Origin of the sequence: Agrobacterium sp. S7/73, assembly GCF_019355535.1 — a bacterium.
Lineage (GTDB): Bacteria > Pseudomonadota > Alphaproteobacteria > Rhizobiales > Rhizobiaceae > Agrobacterium > Agrobacterium tumefaciens.
The window spans coordinates 365,860-382,381 of sequence record NZ_CP072136.1 but is presented as its reverse complement, the minus strand read 5'-3'; the positions used below and the strand labels follow the sequence as shown (position 1 = coordinate 382,381).

The following is a 16,522-nucleotide window of genomic DNA, read 5'->3' as shown; positions in this document are numbered from 1 at the left end:
GCTCAATGTCCCTTCGGGTCGAGCACGTCGCGCAGACCATCGCCAAGGAAGTTGAAGGCGAGCGAGACGAGGAAGATGGCGATGCCCGGAATGGTGGCGACCCACCATTGTTCGAAGATGAAGCGCTTGGCCGTCGCAATCATCGCACCCCATTCCGGCGAAGGCGGCTGCGCGCCCATGCCGAGGAAGCCGAGGCTTGCGGCGGTGATGATGATCGAGCTCATGTCGAGCGTGATGCGCACGATGAGGCTCGGCACGCAGAGCGGCGCGATGTGACGGGCGATGATGCGCCAGGCGGAAGCGCCTGTCAGCCGGTAGGCCGCAACGAAATCGCTGCCGCGAACCGTCATGGTTTCGGCGCGAGCGAGACGCGCATAGGGCGGCCAGGCGGTGAGCGCAATGGCGAGAATGGCGCTTTCGACGCCAGGCTTCAGCGCCGCGACGAAGGCAAGCGCCAGGATGAGGCGCGGGAAGGCCAGGAACACATCGGTCACCCGCATCAACACCGTATCGACGATACCGCCGAAATAACCGGCGATGCAGCCGATGGCGAGACCGATCGGCGCAACGAGAACGACGACGGCAATGACCATGCCAAGCGTGACGCGACCACCATAAAGAATGCGGGAAAGAATGTCGCGACCCAGCTCATCCGTGCCGAACCAGTGCTCGGCACTCGGGAAGGCAAGGCGGTTGCCGAGGTTCTGCGCGGCCGGATCGTAAGGCGCGATGAACGGCGCCAGCAGCGACAGCGCAATGAAGACGATGATGATCGTGAGACCGACCACCGCCAGCGGATTGGACTTGAGGTTCAGCCAGATGCGGTACCGGTTTCCCCAGGCAGCCTGCCTGCGGGAATGCGGCGTCTCATCCAGAGCCCAGTTTCTGAAAGTTGCTAACATCATCGAACGCGGGGATCCATTACTCGGTAAAGTACGTCTGCGAGCAGGTTGAGGCCGACATAGATCAGGCCGATCAACAGGGTCGCTCCGACGACAGGGTTCATGTCCGCGTTCATGAGCGAGACGGTGAGATATTGGCCAAGGCCCGGCCAGCTGAAGACGGTTTCCGTCACCACGGCACCTTCCAGAAGGCCGGCATAGGTGAGTGCGAGAACCGTGACGAGCTGTACGGCAACCGTCGGGAAGGCGTGCCCCCAGATGACGGTCATTGCCGAAAGCCCCTTGGCACGGGCGGTAATGACATATTCGCCCTTCAGCGCATCGATCATGAAGGCGCGTGTCATGCGGGTGATATAGGCCATGCTGAAATAGGCAAGGATGCAGACGGGCTGCACCATATGGGCGATGGCGTCGTAAAACGCGTCCCAGTCGCCGGCAAGCAGCGTATCGACCGTCATCAGGCCCGTGACCGGCGAGATCATGCCGTCATAGATGATGTCCTGCCTGCCCGGTCCGGGTGCGACGCCAAGCGTGGCGTAAAATACCAGCAGCGAAATCAGCGCCAGCATGAAGACAGGCACGGAATGGCCGGCAAGGCAGACGACGCGGATGATCTGGTCCGTCAACTTACCCTGCTTCACGGCGGCCCATACGCCGAGCGGAATGCCGATCAGCGCAGCGAGAATGAGTGCTGCCGTAGCAAGCTCGAAGGTGGCGGGGAAAACGCGCTTGATATCGATCCAGACCGGGTTGCGGGTCAGAATGGAATTGCCGAAATCACCGTGCAGCACTTGCGACACATAGTGGAAAAACTGAACGACCAGTGGCTGGTCCAGGCCCATTTCGGCCCGAACCCGCACAATGACGTCTTCAGGCGCGTTGTCGCCGACTGCCGCAATGACGGGATCGACAGGCATGACGCGCCCGATCAGGAAGGTGATGACCATCAACCCGAACAGCGTCAGAATGACGCTGCTCAGTGTCGACGATATGCTTTTGACGCGCTTGTTCAATGTTACGCTTTCTTAGCATCGTGGTAGGAATTGCCCTCGGAGAGAACGCCGAGTTCAAAGCCGGAAACGCCCTTACGGAACGCGGCCGTCTTCGTCGTCTGGAACATGAAGACGAAGGGGCTGTTTTCCATGTGCTCGCGCTGCAGCGCTTCATAAAGCTCGATGCGCTTTGCCGGGTCCTTCTCGTCACGGGCGGCTTCTGCCTTCGCGGCAAAGTCGTCGTTCTTGAAGCGCGAACGCCACAGGAAGGGCTTGGACTTGGCGTCGTCGCCATTGTCCTTGTTGATGTTGAAGACATCGGCATTGGAATGCGGATCGAAATAATCCGTGCCCCAGGCGGAAAGCGCCATCTGGTGTTCGCGGCCGCGCATCTTGGTCAGAACCTGACGGTTCTCGGCAGATTGCAGACGCACCTTGATGCCGATATCGGCAAGATTTGCCTGGATGGCCTGCGCCAGATCCGGGTAAGGCTGGGCGGAATAGTGATCCATGGTGATTTCGAAACCGTCGGCAAGACCGGCTTCCGCCATCAGCGCCTTGGCCTTTTCGACATCGCGCTGGTACGGCGTGTCGTTGACGGCGCCGGGGAAACCTTCCGGCTCGAAGCTCTGGTGAACCTTGTGCGTCAGCGGCACAATGTTTTCCTGCATGCCCTTGTAGTCCAGCGCCCATTTGATGGCCTGCCAGACCTGTGGCTTGGCAAGGTTCTCATTGCCCTGATTGAGCGAGATCAGCACCAGCGAGGCGATGCTCTTGCGCTGCAACTCGATGTTGGCGTCGTTCTGGACGGTACGCAGCTGTTCCGAAGTCAGGTCGCGGGCAATGTCGATATCGCCCTTCTGCAACATCAGAAGCTGGGAAGACGGATCGGTGACATGGCGCAGGATAACGCGCTTGATGTTACCCTTGTAGGGGCCATTCGGGTTGACGGTGAGCGCTACGCTCTCGCTCGGCTTCCAGGCCTGCAACATGAAATCGCCGGAACCGGCGCTGTTTTTCTGCAGCCAGCCATTGCCGAGGTCTTCGCCCGAGGCATTTGCCAGCACGGCCTTCTTTTCAACGATCGCGCCGATATTGGCGGAGAGGCAATAGAGCAGGAACGAGATTGCGGTCGGCTTTGCCGTCGTCAGCTTCACTGTCTTTTCGTCGGCGGCAACGATGGTCGTTTCGGCATTGTCAGGCGTGAAGCCGAACTGGCCGATGATGAAGGCCGGGCTCTTGTTCATCTTGATGGCGCGCTGCAGAGAAAAGGCCACGTCTTCCGCGGTCACTTTCGCACCGCTCGAGAAGGTCGCATCGTCACCGATCACAAAGGTGAAAACCTTGCTTTCCGCATCGGCTTCCCAGGACTTCGCGATGACCGGATCGACCTTGGTGGAATCTTCACGGTTCGCCCGCACCAGCTTCTGGTACATGTTGGACATGATTTCACCGCCGACGGCTTCGAAACCCTCATGCGGATCAAGGCTCGTCATGTTGTCCAGCTGCTGCGCGACCACCAGAATATCCTTGGGTGTCGCAGCAAATGCCGGAATGTGCGCATAGGACAGGAACGGTACGGCAGCGCCGGCAATCAGCAGGTTGCGTCTTGAAATCATCGAAAATCCCCTTTCGGACCTTATTTTTCGGAAACGGTATGGGTTCGCCCCAATCCAGTCATTTTTTTTATGTTTTCCCGCGATTACCACGAGCAAACGAGGCGCGACCAATTCCAAATTTGGCAGAGCCTATGCACGGATTGCATTTGCTCCGACCTTGACCTTTCATCTACCAATTCTCAAAAGTCTGACGACCGCGCGCCCGCGCCCCGCCCGTATCCAAAGGTGAATGACCATGACCGATGAAAAAACCGTACCCGTCTTCGACGGCCACAACGACGTGCTTCTGCGGTTATGGCGATCGGGCAATACCTCTCCCGAAACGCTTCTCATCGAGGGTGATACGGTCGGCCACATCGACCTGCCGCGCGCCCGGAAGGGCGGGTTGGCCGGTGGCCTCTGCGCCATCTACGTCCCCTCGCCCAGCATGGAGAAGGACGCGAACGGCGACTTTACGACACCGGCTGAAGCGGACGCGCTGAAGGCGACGCTTGGCATGGCGGCCCTGCTGTTCCGCGCCGAGAAACAATCAGGCGGTACGCTGAAAGTCTGCCGCACGGCCGCCGATATCCGCAGCGCGATGGCAGAGGGCGCCTTTGCCTCCGTCTTCCATATCGAGGGCGCAGAAGCGATCGGCGCCGATCTGGATGCGCTGCATGTTCTCCACGAGGCTGGCCTTCGCACGCTCGGCCCGGTCTGGAGCCGCCCGAACATCTTCGCCTACGGCGTTCCCTTCCGCTTCCCGTCGACACCGGATATCGGCCCCGGCCTCACCGATGCCGGAAAACGGCTGGTAAAGACCTGCAACGAACTGAAGATCATGGTCGACCTGTCGCACATGAACGAGCAGGGTTTCTGGGACATCGCGAAGATTTCGGACGCACCACTGGTGGCGTCCCATTCCAACACCTATGCGCTGTGCAACCACAGCCGCAACCTGACGGACCGCCAGCTGGACGCTATCCGCGACACAGGCGGTCTTGCCGGCATCAATTTCGGCGTTCTGTTCCTGCGCCAGGACGGCGTGAAGAACCCGGCTACCGACCTTGGCGAACTGGTCCGCCATGTCGACTATATCGTCAACCGCATCGGCATCGATCACGTCGCACTCGGCTCGGATTTCGACGGCACCACCATTCCAGCAGCCATGAAGGATGCGGCCGATCTGCAATTGCTGGTCACAGCCCTGCGCAACGGCGGTTATGACGACGCCGCACTCGCCAAGATCTGCCATGGCAACTGGGTACGCGTGCTGGAGAAAACGTGGGGCGCGTAACGCGCCCCGACTTTGGCATTCTCCCCGGACTTCCGTGCCGGAGACATGAAGCGGCAGGCCTCAGGCCTTTGCCGCTTTCTTTTTGCCCGTGGACCGAAACGCCAGCAGGCCTGCGACCAGACCAGCAATGGCCCATTTGATCGGCAGTACATCCGCCGTCTCGCTACGGATCGGCAAAACGGTCACTGTTCCCGGACGCGATTCATATCCGGCCTGCCCGCCGGCCTTCGCATCAGCGATCTGCTGCGGCGAGACAACCCATTCGGCGCCACGCATCTTGTCATAAGCCATGTAGCCGCCGCCCACCAAAAGGGCTGCGATCAGCGAAATTACTATTCTTGTAGGCATGTTCATTTTGCATTTCCTTCAATTGAAAGAAGCGTTTAATCACATCAAACATCGCCTCCAAGCAATCGGAACGTTTAATTCACGGAGTTTTTGATCTAAAATTTGAACATCGCTCTTTTTGGTTGCATTTTTCATTTTAACGGCGAAAATCTCGTTGGTTTGTCGCCAAACTTCACATCGACACGTCACGCATTTCTGCTAAGCAAATTTCCTCAACCGAAACGAATTAGCGACACAATCCTGTGGTTCGCCAACCAAGGGACTGGCGCTGGAAAAAGCAAATGGCAGACAAGAGCGAAATTATACAGACCGATATTACCGAATCCCCGGTTGAAAGCTTCTTTGCCAGAAACCGGCCCTATCTGACGGCCATCGCCATTACGCTCATCTTCGTGATGATGACGTTTGCGATTTACCGCCTCACATCCGAAGTGCGGTACGATGATGTGATCGCAGCCCTTCTGGACACTTCGCTTCCGGCCATTCTTCTTGCAATGGTCTTTACGGCGCTGAGCTTCCTGTCGCTGATTTTCTATGACGCCAACGCGATCGAATATGTCGGCAAAAAGGTGCGCTTCCCGTCCATGGCGGCCACCGCTTTTGCCGCTTACGCCATCGGCAACACTGCTGGATTTGGCCCCTTGAGCGGCGGCGCAATACGCTTTCGCGCCTATTCCAGGCTGGGACTTTCGCCGGGTGACATCGCCCGTGTCATCGCCTTCGTCACGCTGTCCTTCGGGCTGGGGCTTTTGTCTGTCAGCGCCCTTTCGACCTTCATCGTCGCACCACGCATCGCCGCCATCATCGGTCTCGACCCGACTGTTCTAAGGGGCGGAGCGCTCGCCGTCATTGCCGTTCTCGTTACCACCGCCTATATCGGCCGCAACGGCAAGGCGATCCGGCTCGGCAAATGGCGACTGCGCCTTCCCGACAGCCGCACCTCCTCGCGCCAGTTCCTCGTCTCCGCCTTTGATATCGCCGCCTCCGCCTCCGTGCTTTACGTGCTCCTGCCCGAGACGCATCTCGGCTGGCCGACATTCTTCGCGATCTATGCCACCGCCGTTGGCCTTGGCGTTCTCAGCCACGTTCCCGCCGGTCTCGGTGTGTTCGAAACGGTCATGGTAGCCGGGCTCGGCAACGCGATCAGCGTCGATCAGCTGCTCGGAAGCCTCGTTCTTTATCGCGTCATCTATCACGTCCTGCCGCTGGTTGTTGCCATTCTGGTAATGATCGTTTCCGAAATGAAGCAGTTCGCGGCCAAGCCGGTGGTCTCCGATATCAGCCAGCTTGCCGTGCGGCTGGCGCCACCGCTGCTCTCCACCTTCGCGATCATTCTCGGCACCATGCTGATCTTTTCGAGCGTGACGCCGACGCCCGGCAGCAATCTGGATTTCCTGTCGAATTTCGTGCCACTGCCGATCATCGAGGCGGCGCACTTTCTGACGAGCATTCTCGGCCTTGGCCTCGTTGTCGCCTCCCGCGGCCTCGGGCAGCGGCTGGATGGGGCGTGGTGGATTGCCCTTGTCGCCGCATCGCTGGCGCTCATCCTGTCGCTGGTGAAGGCGATCGCCGTTTTCGAGGCAATCTTCCTCGGCATCTTCATCGCGGCGCTCGCCCTCAATATGCGCAGCTTCAACCGTCATGCCTCGCTGGTCAAACAGGCGCTGGGACCGAGCTGGCTCGCCGCTATGGCCGTCATCATCGCCGGCGCGGCAACGATCCTTCTGTTCGTCTACCGCGACACCGATTACAGCCACACATTGTGGTGGGAATTCGAGTTCTCCGAAGAAGCACCGCGCGGTCTGCGCGCCCTTCTCGGCCTGGTGCTCGCTTCCTCCACCATTGCAATTTTCAGCCTGATGCGGCCGGTCACTTTCAAGCCGGATTCCATCCAGCCGGAAGACGTTGAACGTGCAACCGACATCGTCATGCAGCAGGATTCGGCCGATGCCAATCTGGTGCGCATGGGCGACAAGCATGTGATGTTCTCGGAAAGCGGCAGCGCCTTCATCATGTACGGCATTCAGGGCCGATCATGGATAGCCTTCGCCGACCCCGTCGGCAACGAGGAGGATTTTCCCGATCTGGTCTGGCAATTCGTGGAATCCGCCCGTTCGGCGGGTGCGCGCGCCGCCTTCTACCAGATTTCGCCCTTCCTCCTGTCCCATTGCGCCGATGCGGGCCTGCGTGCCTTCAAGCTTGGCGAACTGGCGCTGGTCGATCTTACCGCATTCGAATTGAAGGGCGGCAAGCTCGCAACCCTTCGCCAGTCACTGAGCCGCGGCGCCCGCGACGGGCTGACCTTCGAAGTTGTCGAGCAATCGCATGTTGCCGATATTCTGGATGATCTCAAGCAGGTCTCGGATGGCTGGCTCACCCACCACAATACAAGGGAAAAGCGATTTTCTCTCGGTGCGTTCGAGCCCAACTACATTCTCTCCCAGCCCGTCGCCGTGCTGCGCAAGGATGGCAAGATCACCGCCTTCGCCAATCTGATGGTGACGGACACCAAAAAGGAAGCCACCGTCGATCTCATGCGCTTTTCACCGGATGCACCGCGCGGCTCGATGGATTTCCTCTTCGTCAGCATCATGCAGCACCTGCGTGAGACGGGATATGAGAGCTTCAATCTCGGCATGGCACCCATGTCCGGCATGTCGAAGCGCGATGCGGCACCGGTCTGGGACCGCATTGGCAGCACGCTTTTCGAACATGGCGAACGATTCTACAACTTTAAGGGCCTTCGTGCGTTCAAGACGAAGTTCCACCCGAAATGGGAACCGCGTTACCTCGCCGTACAAAATGGCGCAGACGCCGCTCTGGCGCTGATGGACGCGACGGTTCTGATCAGTGGCGGTGTCAGAGGAGTGATCGGAAAATGAGAAAATACAGCATGCTGAAGGCAGCCCTTGCCGCTTCCGCCCTGTTCCTCTCCCCGTTGTTTGCTTCCAGCGCCGCCTTTTCGCAGGACAAGCCAGCCTATGACACCGGTATGATTCCCGCCGAGCACATCATGGTGCCGGATGGTGAAATTCTCGCCAGCGTCTTCCTGATTTCCGATGCGGACGGATGGACCAGCACCGACGAAGAACGCGCCAAAGCACTAGTGGAAAAGGGTGCCGCGGTGGTCGGCATCGATTTCAAGGAATATCTGAAGGCACTCGAGGCCGATGATGACGAGTGTATCTATATGATCTCGGACATCGAGTCGCTGTCGCAGCAGATCCAGCGCACCGCCGGGACCGCCAGCTATCGCCAGCCTATCCTCACCGGCATCGGCAAGGGCGGAACGCTGGCGCTCGCCATGATCGCGCAAAGCCCGGTCTCCACCGTTCAGGAAGCCATCGCGGTTGACCCCAAGACTGGCCTGCCGCTTGAGAAGATACTCTGCACCCCCGCCACCAAGGACAAGGTGGACGGTGAAACGGTTTATGGCCTGACCGATGGCCCGCTGCCAGCTCCTGTCAGCGTGCTGTTCACGCCCGATGCGGATCAGAAGGGCCGCGACCACGTTAACGCCCTGGTGAAGCTTCATCCCGATATCGAAGTGACTGATGTGACAGGCAAGGCGGATGAGATTTTGTCCCAGACCCTGTCCGACAAGGTCGATGCGGCGGGCGACACCAGCAGCCCGCTAGGCCTGCCGATCACGGTTCTCGAAACGAGCCCGGCGATGGACACCATGGCGGTGATCTATTCCGGTGACGGCGGCTGGCGCGATCTGGACGAGGAAGTCGGCGGCGCGCTGCAAAAGCAGGGGATACCTGTGATCGGCGTCGATGCCCTGCGTTACTTCTGGAAAGAAAAACAACCGCAGGAAGTGGCCAATGACCTTGCACGCATCATCGACACCTACCGCAAGGAATGGAAGGTTCGGAACGTCGTGCTGATCGGCTATTCCTTTGGCGCCGATATCATTCCCGCCACCTATAATCTCCTGCCCGAACGCGCGAAATCGCATGTCGTGCAGCTGACGCTGCTTGGACTTTCGACCGAAGTCGATTTCGAGATTTCCGTCCAGGGCTGGCTCGGCGTTGCCGGCGAAGGCAAGGGCGGCAAGACCATCGATGACATCGTCAAGATCGATCCGAAGCTGGTGCAATGCGTCTATGGCACGGAGGAAGAGGATGAAGACCCCTGCCCCGGCCTGAAGGCAAAGGGCGTGGAGACGGTCGGCATCGAAGGTGGCCACCATTTCGATGAGGACTATGAGGGGCTTGCCAAGCGCATCGTGACCTCCCTGAAAACCCGGCTACCGAAATAGGCTGTCGCAACCTCTGCGGCTTCGGGAGAATTCCCGAAGCCCATACTTCCATCAGAATTCAATCACCCGAAGCGCCGCCGGCAGGATGCCGGCTCCCCGACTTACCGATCTCGGCTCGCAAACCTTCCTTGAAGGTTCCACGCATCACGGCCATACTTGCGGAATCGATTAAACTATTATTCAAAAGAAATATGCTGGCGGCGGATATCCATGGCATTTCCGCAACCATGCTTCTTTTGATTGCCAATCATAGATTTTATATTTCCCGACCGGTTCAGGGGCCGCCGCATGCTCGCACGAAAGACCAAAACTCCAGTTCTCGTGGAACGCATCGACCAGTTCGTCGGTCGGGTCAGGGAGGCGATGAAAAGCAGCGAGACGTTGCGAAACAAAAAAATCCGCGATCTTTGGGACGCAGAGGTCCGCTACCATTTCGACAATGGCCGCACGGAAAAGACGCTCGAACTTTACATCATGAAATATCGCTATGCCCTGAAGGCCGAATTTGGAGCAAAGAGCACCCCGCTTGCCATCTGCAACATGAAAAAGCTGCGGGAGCGGCTGAAGACCTATATAGAGCGGGCCGACTATCCGAAAACCGGCGTGGCGACCTCCATTGTCGAAAAGATCGAACGGGCGGAGTTCAACACCGCCGGCCGCAAGCCGACAGTGCTTTTGCGGATCGCGGATTTTATTGCAGCGATGAACGGCCTGGGCTCGAAAGAAGAGATGCAGGCCTTGTGGGACGCCGAAATCGCCGTCATGAAGGGCCGCGCCCAGACGACGATCATTTCCTACATCACCAAATATCGTAACGCCATCCGCGAAGCCTTCGGTGACGACCATCCGATGCTGAAGATCGCCACCGGCGATGCAGCGATGTACGACGATGCGCGCCGGGTCAAGATGGAGAAGATCGCCAATAAGCATGGTGCGCTGATCACGTTCGAAAATTACCGGCAGGTTCTGAAGATTTGCACCGATTGCCTCCAGTCCAACGATCCGCTGATGATCGGCATCGGCCTGATCGGCATGACGGGGCGACGCCCCTACGAGGTCTTTACGCAGGCCGAGTTTTCACCCGCTCCCTATGGCAAGGGCGTTTCCAAATGGAGCATCCTGTTTAACGGCCAGGCCAAGACGAAGCAGGGCGAAGGAACGAAATTCGGGATTACCTACGAGATCCCGGTCCTTGCACGCTCCGCAACCATCCTGTCCGCCTACCAGCGCCTGCGCGAAAGCGGGCAGGGAAAACTGTGGCACGGCATGTCGATCGACGATTTTTCATCGGAAACCCGCCTGCTGCTTCGGGACACGGTTTTTAATCTGTTCGAGGATTTCTGGCCGAAGGAAGAACTGCCCAAGCCCTATGGCTTGCGGCACCTTTATGCGGAGGTGGCGTATCACAATTTCGCGCCGCCCCATGTCACCAAGAACAGCTATTTCGCGGCCATCCTCGGACACAATAATAACGACCTCGAAACCTCGCTGTCCTACATGACCTACACGCTGCCGGAAGACCGCGACGATGCATTGGCGCGAGCCAAACGCACGAATGAGCGCACATTGTTGCAGATGGCGACCATCGCCCCCGTCTCCCGCAAGAACCCGTAGCGGTACCCGGAACTGCCCTAGAAAAAGCCTCTAATACGGCCTTGCCTCAGGATAGCGCTGAACACGCTGCCAGCGGTATTTTCGCATGTCTGTCCCAACAGCCCGGACAAATGTGCCGCCCTCAGCTTTTGCCAAGTCTTTCCCCTTTGTCTGCCGGCGTGGTGTTGGCATTGGCGCTTGGGGCCGCTTCTGCCTGCACGCGATCTGAACGCAGCCACGAACCAAAGAATCAATATAAATCTCAACTAATTTAATAATACAAAATATTTATTCTAAATATTACTTTTAATTATACAGCTACGCGCAAGACTATACTGCAACTATCCGCTTCATAACTGGTTCACGCACAGATTTTGCCATAGTTTTTTCGGAGACACATGGTGCTGCCCGCATATACGACTTACGCTCTTTACAATCGTGATATGGAATTGTCGCTGAAACGCGTCGCGAACGACCCCGTCGTATCGCGCGACGCCAAATATTATGCGGATAATATCGGCAAGGTCAAAAACCTCGACGCGTTCCTGAAGGACTTCCGGCTCTATTCCTACGCCATGAAGGCACATGGACTGGAGGAAATGATCTATGCCACCGCCTTCATGAAGAAGGTGCTGGAAAGCAATCTCAACGATCCGAACAGCTTCGCAAACAAACTGAAGGATACGCGATACCGCGACTTCGCTGCCTCTTTCGATTTCGGCACGATCAAAGCGGAAAAATCGGTTCAGACAAAATCCCAGCAGGACCGGTTGATTGCCACCTATCACGCTACGATCGAACAGGAAGGCACCGAATTAAAGGAAGAGACCCGTTTTTATAACATTGCCATCGAGAAGGTCGGGCATGTCGACGATATCTTCAAGAACACGCGGCTTCGGGATTATATCTTCAAATCCTTCGGCATCGACCCCGAGACCTTCAGCTACAAGCACGTCAAAAACGTTCTGACGAGCGATATCAGCAATGCCGATAGCTACATCAACAAGACCTACAAGTCATTGATACCGGAGTGGAAGGCAAAGGCGGCCGATCTGCGCATAGAACGTGCAGGCGTCGCGTCCACCGACAAACCGGCGCTCGCAAAGATCGACTACCTGATCAGCCAATATAACAAGCGTATCAACGATGCCAACAAACTGTTCGAGATGGCGGCCGCGTTTAATTTCCGGGACGACGGCCGCGTAGATGACGGCATGCCGGCGCAGACGACTGCGCAGAGGCGACTGATTAACGAAACCTACGTTCTTTCAAATCCCCGCCTGACGCAGGCCGGAGCTGTTCTCAACCGCGAGTATTTCGCCGACAAGATGAAAACCATCACCGAGGCCAGCCAGATGACGCAGTTTGCGCGCCTGAGAACGATGCTCATCGTCAGCTTCAATCTGACCGACAATGATGAGACGGACAAGAAAATCGGCTGGGCCGTCTTGCAGGATCCGAATGATCCGCAAAGCCCTATCCACAAGGAGAAGGACAAAGGTCTTGTCGATCTGGCACGCGCCTTCAATTTCGGTGCGGATGGCAAGATCAAGACCGGCAAGGTCGCGCAGACCGCCGAACAGCTCAACACCATGATGAACCTCTACTTCAGCCGTTACGATGACAAGGACGAAGCAGCGGACGAAAAGGCAATCAAGAACTACCAGCGCTACATCGGCCTGACGAAAAATCTCGAGGATTTTCTGTCGAACGCGCAGGGCGCGGTCATCATTCGAAACTTCGCCCTGAAGGCCTTCGATATTACCGCTGAAGAAGCCTCGTCCTTCACGCTGAAACGGGTATTTACCAGCGATCTGTCAGACACGAAAAGTTACGTTTATACTTTGAAAGACGAGCGTTTCGTGCGGCTGGCCAAGGCTTTCAACTTTGATGCCGAGGGCAAGATCGGCTCACCCCGGCTCGCCCAGTCGGAAAACGAGATCACTCGAATATCGCGAAATTATCTGAAGGAAGTTACCCGTTGGGACAAGGACAAAAAGGTCAGGGAGAAAGGCGAAAAGGAGGTCACCTACTATCGCCAGAAAATGGAAACGATTGAAACCGTCGATCAATTGCTCTCCGACCGCCGCCTTCTCGATTTCATGCTGATTGCGCAGCGTATCGACCCCAAAACGGTCACCACCGACTACCTCAAGAAGATCTTCAAGTCCGACCTCAAGGACCCCAAAAGTTTCGCCAATACCGAAAAAGATGCCCGCTTCCGCGCACTTGCCGGCTCCTTCAATTTCGACGCCAAGGGGAATATCGTCGCGAAAGCCGGCCAGAGCGTGCAGAACACCCGCAGCCTCATGGAAACACGCGACAAATATGTTCGGCAGACGCTGGAACAGCGGGTCGGCGAAGAAAATTCCGGCGTTCGCCTTGCGCTCTATTTCAAGCGCATGGCTGCCAGCATTTCCAATCCCTATGACATACTCGCCGATAATGCGCTTGCGGAGTTCACCCGCACCGCCCTTGGAATTCCCGCAGAAACCGCAAACTCCAAGGTGGATGCGCAGGCAAAGATGATCGAGAAGAAGTTGAAGATAAAGGACCTGCAGGACCCCAAGAAGGTCGAAAAACTGGTTAATCGCTTTTTGCTGACATTCGAAGCGAACAACGCAACGTCGGATCCGCGTCTCGCTTTATTCGGCAGCGGCAGCACGTCCATCAGCGGCAATACACTCGCGACGTTGGGGCAACTCCGCAGCCGCCGCAGAGGTTAGACCATCTATTAGTGCTGGCCGCAGGTTTTGCCCTGCGGCCAACATCATCTTAGTCAAACCCACCCGTCGCCTGAAGTGCGGTAGAGCAGGGTCAATACGGTCAAAGCCAGCCCGACCAGCGCGACCGAGCCGAAAATGTAGAAGTTCCACTCCGGAGCCAGGCCCCGTTGCAGTACGAGACCGCCAATCATCGGACCGGCGATGCCGCCCAGCCGCCCGACGGCCAGGGAAAAGCCAAGACCCGTACCGCGAATATGGACAGGATAAAGCCGCCCGACCAGAACGTTGGCAAGAATCTGGGTTCCAATCGTTCCCGCACCCGCAAGGGCAACGAAAAGATAGAGCAACGGCCCCTTGTTTACCGTCAAGGCCCAGATCGAGGCCGCGCCAATGGCAAACAGGACGGCCACAACCACCTTGACGTTACCCTTGTCGGCGAAACGCCCGCCGATGAGAATGCCAATTGCGGCTCCGACATTGAGCATGATGGAAAAACTGAGCGCCGAACTGATATCGTAGCCCATCTTGTTCATGATGGTGGGCAGCCAGTTGACCATGCCGAAGGTCAGCAGAAGCGAGCAAAAGTGAATGCCCCAGGCATTCAGCGTCGAAAGCAGCCGGCCTTCCGAGAAGAGGGCGCCCACGCCGCCCTTTTGGATCTTGGCATGTGGCGTGATGCGTTGCAGGCCGTAAGTGTCGCAAATCCCGTCTGCCTCTGCCTGCCGGCCCTTGCTTGCCAGCCATTCCGGCGATTCCGGCAGGAACCGCATGAAGATCGGCAGAAGAATAAGCGGCAGGCCGCCGATCAGCATCAGTGGCCGCCAGCCATAGCTCTCCAGAAGCAAAATACCCATGAGGCCGGAAATGATGCCGCCGATAAGATAACCGAGGAAGGAAAGGGAATTTGCCTGCGCCCTGCGCTTGGGCGGCGAGAATTCCAGCACCAGCGCCGTCACCGTCGGCAGGAGCGCGCCAAGGCCGAGACCGGCGAAGAAGCGCGTGATTTCGAAAGCAAGAAAGTTCGGCGTCATGGCCGAGGCAATCATCATCGCTGAAAATCCGGCAAGGCTGATGAGAACGACCTTCCGGCGGCCGATACGGTCCGCCATGGTGCCGGCAAACAGCGCGCCGAGCAGCATGCCCACCAACGTCAAGGCGGCAGCCCGCCCGACCATGGCCGGATTGAGCGCCCATGCGCCTTCTTTCAGCAACGCCGGTGCAACCGCGCCGTAAACGACAAGATCGTAACCGTCGAACATGATCATCAGGCCGCATGTCGCGATGACGCCAGCCGGGTTCTTCGTCCGCACCGAGGCGGCGCTCATATAGTTCGTGGACATATTCCTCCCTTTCACGCATGAACGCGCCACCCGGAATGGATCGACGTCTTCCCGTTCCTGCGATTGCTCCCTGGGTGCCCGGCTTGCTCCACCCTGATGTGCGTCTCGCTCCTGTCAAGACACATATCGCCAGCATCACCCGCCTTCGATTAAATGTTGCGTTTGCAAAAATTGCAATTGAAATATTAACAATCGTCAACAGCCATTGCAGGCGTGGATTTCAGTCGCCTTCCAGCTCCGAAATCCTCGACAAAGTCGGCGTCCAGTTCAAAATACGAATGCGGTTATAGACGCCGTGAATGACAAAAGGGTCGGCGTCGCTAAAAGCCATGACGTCCTCGATGCAGCGGGCTTCAGCAATGATGAGGGCCGCGGCAGACCCTCCGCTTTCCGCCTGCATCGGGCCGGATGCGAGAATTCTGAATCCTTCCGGAACGCCATCTTCGTTGCGTAAATGAGCCTTGTGGGCACTCATCTGCGCCAACCTTTGCTCAGCGGCAGCGGGATCACTTTCCGCAAAACGCACATAGAGCCGGGGACGGTCGCTACCGCCGGTCATCGGGCGAGCACAAAATCGTGGTCCACCGACCAGAACCAGCCGTTGGCGAACCCCAGCTCCTGCGCCCTCTGCGCATCCTCCACCCGCTGAAAATCGGCCAGCAGGCTTTCCTTCACACCGAAAACCGCATCCGAACGAATATAGGGATCATCAGGGTCGAAAATATGCGTGACGAGCGTGGTGAAGCCTTCTGCCGAAACGATGTAGTGCAGATGCGCTGGTCGGTAGGGATGGCGCCCCATGGCCCGCAGAAGCTGCCCCACGGGGCCATCATCCGGTATCGGGTAATATTTCGGCTTCGCCGCCCGGAACCAGTAGCGTCCGTCCTCACCGGTGACGAATACGCCACGCAGGTTGAAATCGGGCTGAATGCCCTTCTGCTGCACGTCGTAGAAACCTTCGTCATTGGCCTGCCAGACGTCGATGCGGGCGCCTGCGACCGGCACTCCATTGGTGTCGAGAATGCGGCCGGTTACCAGCATGTCCTCGCCCTTGCCGTCGAGGCAGATATTGGCGCCCATCGGCATCTCAGGCGCATCGGCCACATGAAAAGGCCCGAGAACGGTGGATTCCGACGCGCCGCTCGGCTTGCGGTGGTTGATCGCATCGACCAGCATGGAAACGCCGAGAATATCGGAAAAAAGGATCCACTCCTGCCGCCATTCATTACAGATCTGGCCGACCTCGGTCAGAAAATGGATCGCCTTCATCCATTCCTCTTCAGTCGGCTCAATCTCTTTCACCGCCTCGTGAAGCTTGCGGGTGACGACCGCCATGATCTCCTTGAGACGCGGATCGTCACAATCGCGCATACGGGCAATCACGGTTTCGGCCGAACGTTCCTCGACGAAATAGCCGTCGTCACCGGTTGTTTTCATGTCCATAATGTCCTCCTCCCATCAT

12 protein-coding genes are annotated in these 16,522 nt (G+C 57.7%); 5 read left to right on the top strand and 7 right to left on the bottom strand.

The features are described 5' to 3' along the window. Positions 1–2 precede the first annotated feature (2 nt). Genes nikC through J5276_RS01645 form a run of 3 tightly spaced genes read right to left on the bottom strand, consistent with a single transcriptional unit; the run spans position 3 to position 3,513 of the window. Positions 3–905 (bottom strand): nickel transporter permease, encoded by a 903-nt coding sequence (gene nikC, locus J5276_RS01655; protein ID WP_003514116.1) that lies wholly within the window; start codon positions 903–905, stop codon positions 3–5. Next, the gene (locus J5276_RS01650) at positions 902–1,915 is read right to left on the bottom strand and encodes an ABC transporter permease (RefSeq protein WP_003514118.1); all 1,014 of its coding nucleotides are present in this window, start codon (positions 1,913–1,915) and stop codon (positions 902–904) included. Before J5276_RS01650 ends, nikC begins: the two co-directional genes overlap by 4 nt. 2 nt (positions 1,916–1,917) lie before the next feature. Beyond that, complete coding sequence (locus J5276_RS01645; RefSeq protein ID WP_003514121.1) at positions 1,918–3,513, bottom strand: ABC transporter substrate-binding protein; 1,596 nt, start codon at positions 3,511–3,513, stop codon at positions 1,918–1,920. A 235-nt stretch (positions 3,514–3,748) separates the two neighbouring features. On the opposite strand from J5276_RS01645, the gene J5276_RS01640 reads away from it, so the two are divergent. Next, complete coding sequence (locus tag J5276_RS01640) at positions 3,749–4,789, top strand: dipeptidase (protein ID WP_112178638.1); 1,041 nt, start codon at positions 3,749–3,751, stop codon at positions 4,787–4,789. Between the two features lie 60 nt (positions 4,790–4,849). Here the strand turns inward: J5276_RS01640 and J5276_RS01635 are convergent, their stop codons facing one another. After that, on the bottom strand, positions 4,850–5,143 hold the full coding sequence (locus J5276_RS01635; RefSeq protein WP_003514125.1) for a hypothetical protein: 294 nt from the start codon (positions 5,141–5,143) through the stop codon (positions 4,850–4,852). Positions 5,144–5,418: 275 nt separating this feature from the next. Between J5276_RS01635 and mprF the strand changes: the two genes are divergently transcribed. The 4 genes from mprF (at position 5,419) to J5276_RS01615 (ending at position 13,720) form a co-directional block, all read left to right on the top strand. Continuing rightward, positions 5,419–8,019, top strand: coding sequence for a bifunctional lysylphosphatidylglycerol flippase/synthetase MprF (gene mprF / locus J5276_RS01630; RefSeq protein ID WP_112154333.1), 2,601 nt, complete (start codon positions 5,419–5,421; stop codon positions 8,017–8,019). Between the two features lie 11 nt (positions 8,020–8,030). Further along, entirely contained in the window at positions 8,031–9,401 is a 1,371-nt protein-coding gene (locus J5276_RS01625; RefSeq protein WP_112154334.1) for a virulence factor, read from the top strand. Positions 9,402–9,689: 288 nt separating this feature from the next. After that, positions 9,690–11,015, top strand: a complete 1,326-nt coding sequence (locus J5276_RS01620; RefSeq protein WP_112154335.1) for a telomere resolvase — start codon at positions 9,690–9,692, stop codon at positions 11,013–11,015. A gap of 377 nt (positions 11,016–11,392) precedes the next feature. Continuing rightward, positions 11,393–13,720, top strand: coding sequence for a DUF1217 domain-containing protein (locus J5276_RS01615; RefSeq protein WP_162632858.1), 2,328 nt, complete (start codon positions 11,393–11,395; stop codon positions 13,718–13,720). A gap of 53 nt (positions 13,721–13,773) precedes the next feature. Here J5276_RS01615 and J5276_RS01610 read toward each other — a convergent pair whose 3' ends face one another. The 3 genes from J5276_RS01610 to graB form a co-directional block, all read right to left on the bottom strand. After that, positions 13,774–15,060, bottom strand: coding sequence for an aromatic acid/H+ symport family MFS transporter (locus J5276_RS01610; RefSeq protein WP_162647832.1), 1,287 nt, complete (start codon positions 15,058–15,060; stop codon positions 13,774–13,776). A gap of 220 nt (positions 15,061–15,280) precedes the next feature. After that, positions 15,281–15,619, bottom strand: coding sequence for a YciI family protein (locus tag J5276_RS01605; protein ID WP_065702582.1), 339 nt, complete (start codon positions 15,617–15,619; stop codon positions 15,281–15,283). Beyond that, complete coding sequence (graB, locus tag J5276_RS01600; protein WP_112178629.1) at positions 15,616–16,503, bottom strand: hydroxyquinol 1,2-dioxygenase; 888 nt, start codon at positions 16,501–16,503, stop codon at positions 15,616–15,618. Before graB ends, J5276_RS01605 begins: the two co-directional genes overlap by 4 nt. Between the last annotated feature and the right edge of the window lie 19 nt (positions 16,504–16,522).

What these genes read in the sequence shown, in the direction of transcription:
- nikC (WP_003514116.1), bottom strand. Translation starts at nt 905, where the DNA reads ATGATGTTAGCAACTTTCAGAAACTGGGCTCTGGATGAGACGCCGCAT.
- J5276_RS01645 (WP_003514121.1), bottom strand. Translation starts at nt 3,513, where the DNA reads ATGATTTCAAGACGCAACCTGCTGATTGCCGGCGCTGCCGTACCGTTC.
- J5276_RS01640 (WP_112178638.1), top strand. Translation starts at nt 3,749, where the DNA reads ATGACCGATGAAAAAACCGTACCCGTCTTCGACGGCCACAACGACGTG.
- J5276_RS01635 (WP_003514125.1), bottom strand. Translation starts at nt 5,143, where the DNA reads ATGAACATGCCTACAAGAATAGTAATTTCGCTGATCGCAGCCCTTTTG.
- mprF (WP_112154333.1), top strand. Translation starts at nt 5,419, where the DNA reads ATGGCAGACAAGAGCGAAATTATACAGACCGATATTACCGAATCCCCG.
- J5276_RS01625 (WP_112154334.1), top strand. Translation starts at nt 8,031, where the DNA reads ATGCTGAAGGCAGCCCTTGCCGCTTCCGCCCTGTTCCTCTCCCCGTTG.
- J5276_RS01620 (WP_112154335.1), top strand. Translation starts at nt 9,690, where the DNA reads ATGCTCGCACGAAAGACCAAAACTCCAGTTCTCGTGGAACGCATCGAC.
- J5276_RS01615 (WP_162632858.1), top strand. Translation starts at nt 11,393, where the DNA reads ATGGTGCTGCCCGCATATACGACTTACGCTCTTTACAATCGTGATATG.
- J5276_RS01610 (WP_162647832.1), bottom strand. Translation starts at nt 15,060, where the DNA reads ATGTCCACGAACTATATGAGCGCCGCCTCGGTGCGGACGAAGAACCCG.
- J5276_RS01605 (WP_065702582.1), bottom strand. Translation starts at nt 15,619, where the DNA reads ATGACCGGCGGTAGCGACCGTCCCCGGCTCTATGTGCGTTTTGCGGAA.
- graB (WP_112178629.1), bottom strand. Translation starts at nt 16,503, where the DNA reads ATGGACATGAAAACAACCGGTGACGACGGCTATTTCGTCGAGGAACGT.